This is a genomic window from Neobacillus drentensis, from assembly GCF_036965425.1.
Classification (GTDB): Bacteria; Bacillota; Bacilli; order Bacillales; family Cytobacillaceae; genus Neobacillus; species Neobacillus drentensis_F.
Genome location: NZ_JBALPP010000194.1, coordinates 1 through 6,257, shown reverse-complemented (window position 1 = coordinate 6,257; position 6,257 = coordinate 1). Strand labels below are relative to the sequence as shown.

Genomic DNA, 6,257 nt, shown 5'->3' with positions numbered 1-6,257 from the left:
AAGAAATTTAACCAAATTTAATGTTTTTCTTTTTTATTTCAGTACATTATACTAATGATATGTTCTTGATAGAGAACGGAATGATTCTTAAAAAGAAAAATATCTAAGGTTATTCCGTGGAGGGGATTATGCGATATACCAGATTAAGAAAGTTTCGTGATAAAAATAAGCCACTTATCAATTTTGTAAAGATATTTCTAATTTTTTATTTTTCATTATTAAGTCTAAATAATTTAACCTCGGATACCAATGCTTTATTTAAAGATGAGGTGAAAAATTCCAGTAATTTAAAGGCAAATCTGAATTTTCCACAGGAAATTTGGGATAAAAGTTCTCTTAAATTAAGTAAGACAGACTTTTCTTGTGATGAAGGGGTAACCGCTGAAATTACCAATACAGGAAGCACGATGAAAGGGACGACCAAATTTTTTGTAAGATATGCTTCAAGTGACAGTATTAATAAAAATTACCCAGGAACTATCATTTTTGAAGGGGAAGTTCCAATTATAGAAAAAGAAAAAACAGTAAGACTAAAATTCCTCCCAAATTTTAAAGATGGGACGTTTAAACAAGGGTTTTATGAAATATCTGCCTTGCAAAGACCCAGCCATCCAGGCGGAACAGAAAATGAAAGTAAGGAATATAAAGGCCGTTTTGAAATCTGGGCTGATAAAAATGTTCAAGTAACAGATGGAAGGATAAATTCATGCAATCAAAAATGAGTGTCTATTAATAAAAATAAAAATTTTTTAGGATTAGGATGTGGAAAATGTGAAAAAAACTGCCAAATGGACTAGTACAATTCTTACTACAATCTTTACAATTGTTCTTTTGGTTTCCCTTTATTCAATCATTTCATCTAGATTATCTGGTGGTGAACCACAAATCTTCGGATACCAACTTAAAACAGTATTATCGGGTTCTATGGAGCCAGGTATTCATACTGGATCGATTATCGCCATTAAACCAACAGTTGATCCAACCAAGTATAAGACAGGTGATGTTATTACCTTTAAATCTATTGATAACCCCAATGTCCTGGTAACACACAGAGTGGTAAAAACAGAAAAAATTGATTCTCAAATACACTATACCACTAAAGGTGACAACAATGATGCAAATGATACCAAGCCAATCCCATCTACGAATGTAGTTGGAGAATATCATGGCTTTACGATACCATACATCGGTTATGCATTAAGTTTTTATGGCACGAAGGCTGGAAAGGTTGTTCTACTAATCATTCCTGGCATCCTATTACTAGGATATTCCATATTAAAAGCTTGGAAAACTATTGCTTCAATAGAAGAAGACGAAAAAAAAGAAAAATTAGAAACACCCAAATCTGTTTGATATTCCCGTGACATACATACTTTGTTTCTTCACGAGGATTTCAATAATAAAAAATTATTTTAAACAAAAAGAGGAGGAAAAAAGAATGGGTATCAAAAAACGTTTAGCAGGTGCAGCTTTAGCAGCAGGTATTGGGGTAGCAGCAATCAGTGGTGGGACATTTGCATTATTCACTGCTGGGGCAACAAACACAGATAACACTTTCGCAGCAGGTACTGTGAAGCTTGGAGACTTAACTGGTAATGGTAACGTATTTTCATCTGTCACTGACGTTGGAAATATGGCTCCTGGTGATGAAAGAACAGGTACTATTACTGTTAAGAATACAGGATCATTAGATGCTTGGGTAACACTTGACTCAGCAAAAGGAAATGGAGATGGAGCAATGAATGGCACAGGTGATTTATTTGATGGAACAACTCCAGTTACTTTCGAACTTGACTCATCTGTTGTAAAACTTGCCCCAGGTGGAGAAAAGACCTTTAATGTGAAATATCTCTTCTCAAAAGATGCTGATAACAGTTATCAAGGTGCGACCGGCACAGTAACTGTAAAGGTTAAGGCAGTTCAAGCACGTAATAATACGAATGGTACTAATGACGGACCAACTTCTTGGTAGGATTTAAATATATTAATTTAAAAGGATGGTGCATTAACACCATCCTTTTTTAAGAGTACTTGATTCATAGGAGGATTTACAATGAAAAAGAAAAATAAAGTTGCTTTAATTGGAATTTCAGGTCTATTAGCAACATCTTTAGCAGTGGGGGGAGCTACATTCGCACTATTTAAATCTGATGTAACAAATGGTTCAAACAATGTAAAAGCCGGGACATTAAAAATTACTGAAAAACGTGATGATATTCCTAATGCAGGACCAATGTTTTATACAGAGAACGTTTCTGGAAATTATGGTGCAATGCCAACAGGTCTTTGGGCACCAGGTGACAAACATACTAGGGGGCTCTTCCTGGAAAATACGGGAACATTAGAAGCGAAATTGAAAACACTTACTGTTGTCCCTGCAGATTCGAACGGAGTTAAAGTAACATCTGGAGCGCAATATGACGATAATATATTATTTGCAAGACAAGCAAAAGTTAAAATTTGGCAAATAAAGGAATATGATTCCACTGGGGGAGTAATTCCATTTACAAGGATGGATTCTACTCAAATGGACCTTGTCATGGATGTAATTAATGATGGATATAATGATTGGTTAACAGCAAATCCTACTGCAGATTTAGATGACCAAGTAACACTTGCAAGATTTTTGAATTCTTTAAACGCTCTATTATTAGAAAGATTAAACAATCAAGGTAACTCTGTTGATAATCGTCATTATGAGGTTGTTAGGATGTATAATCAATCACTAATTAATCTTGTTAATAACAATTTTGATGCTAGTAATTTCAATATAAAAGTAGCTCCAGATCAAGCTGCATTTTTAGGATTTACAGTAGAGTTTAATAAAAATGCTCCTAATGGAGTAGATAAAAATTCAATGCAAGGAAAATCGGTTTACTTCAACTTTGGTTCTGATTGGGAACAAACAAGAAATAATTAAATATTTTTGTTTTAGACCACGGCCTAAGCTGTGGTCTCTTGAGTGATTGTTATTATAGACAAGCTAAATCTTTGGAAGGAAATATCCATTTATATTTTGGGAGGAGTTAAGCTTGAGGACTTTAAAATCAAGGATAAGAAAACGCCTATCTCTATCATTAGTGATGGTATTAGCGTTTTTAACACTCTTTCAGAGTGCAGCCTTTGGAGAGGAACAAACAGGGAATGTTGTAGAAAAACCAAAACCTTTTCCATCACAATCTCAAGGCACTAGAGCTTTTACATTAGCTACACTTAATCCAGGAAACATTGGAAATGATTTCGTTCAAGCACAGGTTGGTTCAGATGGAAGGTTTAATGCAGGATTAAAAGAGTTGAATGCAGAAAATTGGTTCAATATCATTTACGCATGGCCTTCTGGCCCTGGAACCTCTTTTACAACTGTAAGGATTGATGGCGGGGATTATGTCTATGGTAATTATCCAGATGGACAATTTACCCAAACACCTATAAACAAAGATAGTAATACAGTTAATGAGTCTGCTTGGAAAACTGGGGATATCTCTGTAAAACAAGTTTTACAGCCTGGGATTAATCCCGCAACAGGCCAGCCAGATGCATTACAAATGAAATACATCATAACAAACACAGGTAATCAAAATCATGATGTTGGTTTAAGAATGATGTTTGATACAATGGTAAACTATAATGATGCCGCTCCATTTAAAGTACCTACTGAAAGTGGAGTAGAATCTATCAATTTTGAAAAAGACTACATTGGCGATAATGTTCCAGCGTTCTGGCAGGTTTTCAATAATTTTAATAATCCAGATATAAGTGCACAATACACTATGAGGGGGCGAGGCTTAACAGCTCCAGATCGTTTTACAATTGCAAGATGGGGTGGAATTGTTGGAACCAAATGGGATTACCAAATCACTCCTGGAGCAGGAACAGGTGATAGTGCTGTTGGAATGTGGTGGAATCCTAAAACGCTAGCTCCTGGAGAGCAAAAAATTATCACAACATATTATGGAAGACCTGGAGTTGGAGGAGACCAGGCGCTTGTATTAAGTGGAAGAAAAAGCTTAACTTACGATGAATGGTCCTCTTCACCATTCAATTTAATATCTTATTTCACAAATAATACCAGTTCAATATTAAACGATGTTAGATTAGAGCTTGAAGCTGATGCTGGAATTACTCTTGTAGATAATGATTCTGTTCATCAATTAGGAACTGTTAACAGCGGAGTAACAAATCAATCATCTTGGAAGCTTAAGCCAAATACACCTGGAAAGCACACGATAGTAGTTAAAGCGTTTGCAAATAGTGCTACTGAACCGTTTGCTACTGCTCAATATGAGGTGGAAGCACTTGAGCCTATCGTACCTCCAAACATCACCCTTGGTGGAAATAATGGTACTACGCCTGATGGAACACCAATGTCTGGACGTATGAGTCCATTAACCGTTAATGCTTCTTTTGATAATCCTAGAGCTATAGGAGTAACATTAATTGCAACTGATGGAAACGGTGACACATACCAGCATGATATGGAATCAACCGATGCTGTTGATTGGAAGCATACTTTTACTCCAAGTCAAGTTGGACTTTGGGAGTCACCAATGACTATTAAAGTAATTCCACGATATGCGGATGGAACAACTGGTACACCATTGGAGTTCCCAATCGTATTAATTGACCCAAGTGGATATATTTTTAATGGCGTTAAAGGTGAAGATTGGAGATTGCCAGGTGCTACAGTAATCCTACAATACTTTGACCCTGATCTTGAAACATGGGTTAATATGAGTGAAGAAGCATACCCTGGTAGGCTATCACCAATAACAAATCCATTAATCAGCGATAATGATGGAAGATATGCTTGGGATGTTGCAGCAGGTGATTATCGTGTAGTTGTAAGCCGTCCGGGTTTTAGTACTACCACAAGTCGGGAGGTTCCGGTTACTGAGGGTAACCCTGTAACAGATTTGCATGTTGCATTAACACCAACTGACATAGTTAAACCTACAATTACTTCAAATGATGTTTCCGATGGTGGAACCTATACTGATTCCGTCACAATTAACTTCTCAACTAGTGATGATGAAGCTGGTGTTCGTAACACTTCATATAAAATTGATGGGAACAGTGCAGTTAATATTAACGGAAGTAATGGTGTTCTTCCTGCTATTACAAGTTTTGGGAAACACACTGTTATTTTAACGGCTGTCGATCAGGCTGGAAATGAAGCTGTTAAAGTAATCAATTTTGAAATCAAAGATTCATCTCAACCAGTAGATAATATTTTAGATGTAGTTACAGCCGCAATAAATAAAAGTAAAGAAGCTCAATCTTCAATAGAAACTGTATTGTCTAAGATTAATAGTAATGTAGCTAATGGAGAGATTCAATCGAATATTTCACAAGCAAAACAAGCTAATGCTGATGCAAAAGTAAAAATTGCTCGCCTAAAGGAATTGTTAAGCACGTATAGTTCTCCAACAATGCCAGATAGCCAACTGGATTATATTCGAAAACAAGTTGAGGGAGCAGATATCCAAAACACAACAGCTAATAATAAATTAGCAAAAGCATTAGAATTTCTAGCTATTGATAATGATTATTCTAGAGTTAAGGCAAGAGTGAAGGAAGCACAAACCGCAAATAAATCCTCAATAGCATTAATAGAATATACGAAGGGGAATTTAATAATTTTTTCTCCTACAAACCCACCTGTGGCAAGTAATTAAAGTATTTTGAAAATGAGAAAGCTTCCTGATATAAAAAATGAATTTAATGTTTCATAAATGAGAAGCAAATAGCGAGGCCATATCTAAATGACTCCTGTATTTTGCCGGAGTCCTTTTTACTTTGGTCATTATGCTTGTTACCTTTTTTAGGAGGGTAATCAGATGTACAGTGTAAAAAAATGGGTTTATCGTTTATTATTTTTATTGCTATGCGTTTTATTAATTTGTGTAGNNAATTATGACAGTCCAATCAGGGTCAATGGAACCTACGATTAAAACTGGTTCAATAATATTAATAAAACATGTAGAAGAACATTTTGAGTACAAAAAGGGTGAGATTATCACTTTTAAAGCGAGCAAAAATTCGAATAAAATAATTACCCACAGAATTATTGAGGTACTAAAAAGTAAAACAACAGTTCAATATTTAACAAAGGGAGATAACAATTTTATTAGGGATCCTGCTCCTGTTACTGAGGGAAATATAATTGGAAAATATACTGGAATCACAATTACGCATCTGGGGAATCTAGTGAGTTTCATTCAAACAAATACAGGGCTATATATTCAATTACAGGATTA

6 protein-coding genes are annotated in these 6,257 nt (G+C 35.3%); all 6 read left to right on the top strand.

The annotated features are described in order from the left end of the window. The first annotated feature begins 128 nt into the window (after positions 1-128). Positions 129-722: an amyloid fiber anchoring/assembly protein TapA gene (tapA, locus tag V7161_RS29720; RefSeq protein WP_335716371.1), complete on the top strand. Its 594-nt coding sequence runs from the start codon at positions 129-131 to the stop codon at positions 720-722. A 49-nt stretch (positions 723-771) separates the two neighbouring features. Then, entirely contained in the window at positions 772-1,353 is a 582-nt protein-coding gene (gene sipW / locus V7161_RS29715) for a signal peptidase I SipW (protein WP_335716370.1), read from the top strand. Positions 1,354-1,438: 85 nt separating this feature from the next. Next, positions 1,439-1,972, top strand: a complete 534-nt coding sequence (locus V7161_RS29710) for a TasA family protein (RefSeq protein ID WP_335716369.1) — start codon at positions 1,439-1,441, stop codon at positions 1,970-1,972. An 81-nt stretch (positions 1,973-2,053) separates the two neighbouring features. Beyond that, positions 2,054-2,920 carry a hypothetical protein gene (locus V7161_RS29705; protein ID WP_335716368.1) on the top strand — a complete coding sequence of 289 codons (867 nt, stop codon included), beginning with the start codon at positions 2,054-2,056 and terminating at the stop codon, positions 2,918-2,920. A 112-nt stretch (positions 2,921-3,032) separates the two neighbouring features. Beyond that, complete coding sequence (locus V7161_RS29700; protein WP_335716367.1) at positions 3,033-5,675, top strand: carboxypeptidase-like regulatory domain-containing protein; 2,643 nt, start codon at positions 3,033-3,035, stop codon at positions 5,673-5,675. A gap of 259 nt (positions 5,676-5,934) precedes the next feature. Further along, positions 5,935-6,257, top strand: a 323-nt coding sequence (locus tag V7161_RS29695) for a signal peptidase I (protein ID WP_335716366.1), incomplete at its 3' end; no start/stop codon positions are given.

Bases quoted from the DNA above. Each gene is read 5' to 3' on its own strand.
- tapA (WP_335716371.1), top strand. From the start codon at position 129: ATGCGATATACCAGATTAAGAAAGTTTCGTGATAAAAATAAGCCACTT.
- V7161_RS29710 (WP_335716369.1), top strand. From the start codon at position 1,439: ATGGGTATCAAAAAACGTTTAGCAGGTGCAGCTTTAGCAGCAGGTATT.
- V7161_RS29705 (WP_335716368.1), top strand. From the start codon at position 2,054: ATGAAAAAGAAAAATAAAGTTGCTTTAATTGGAATTTCAGGTCTATTA.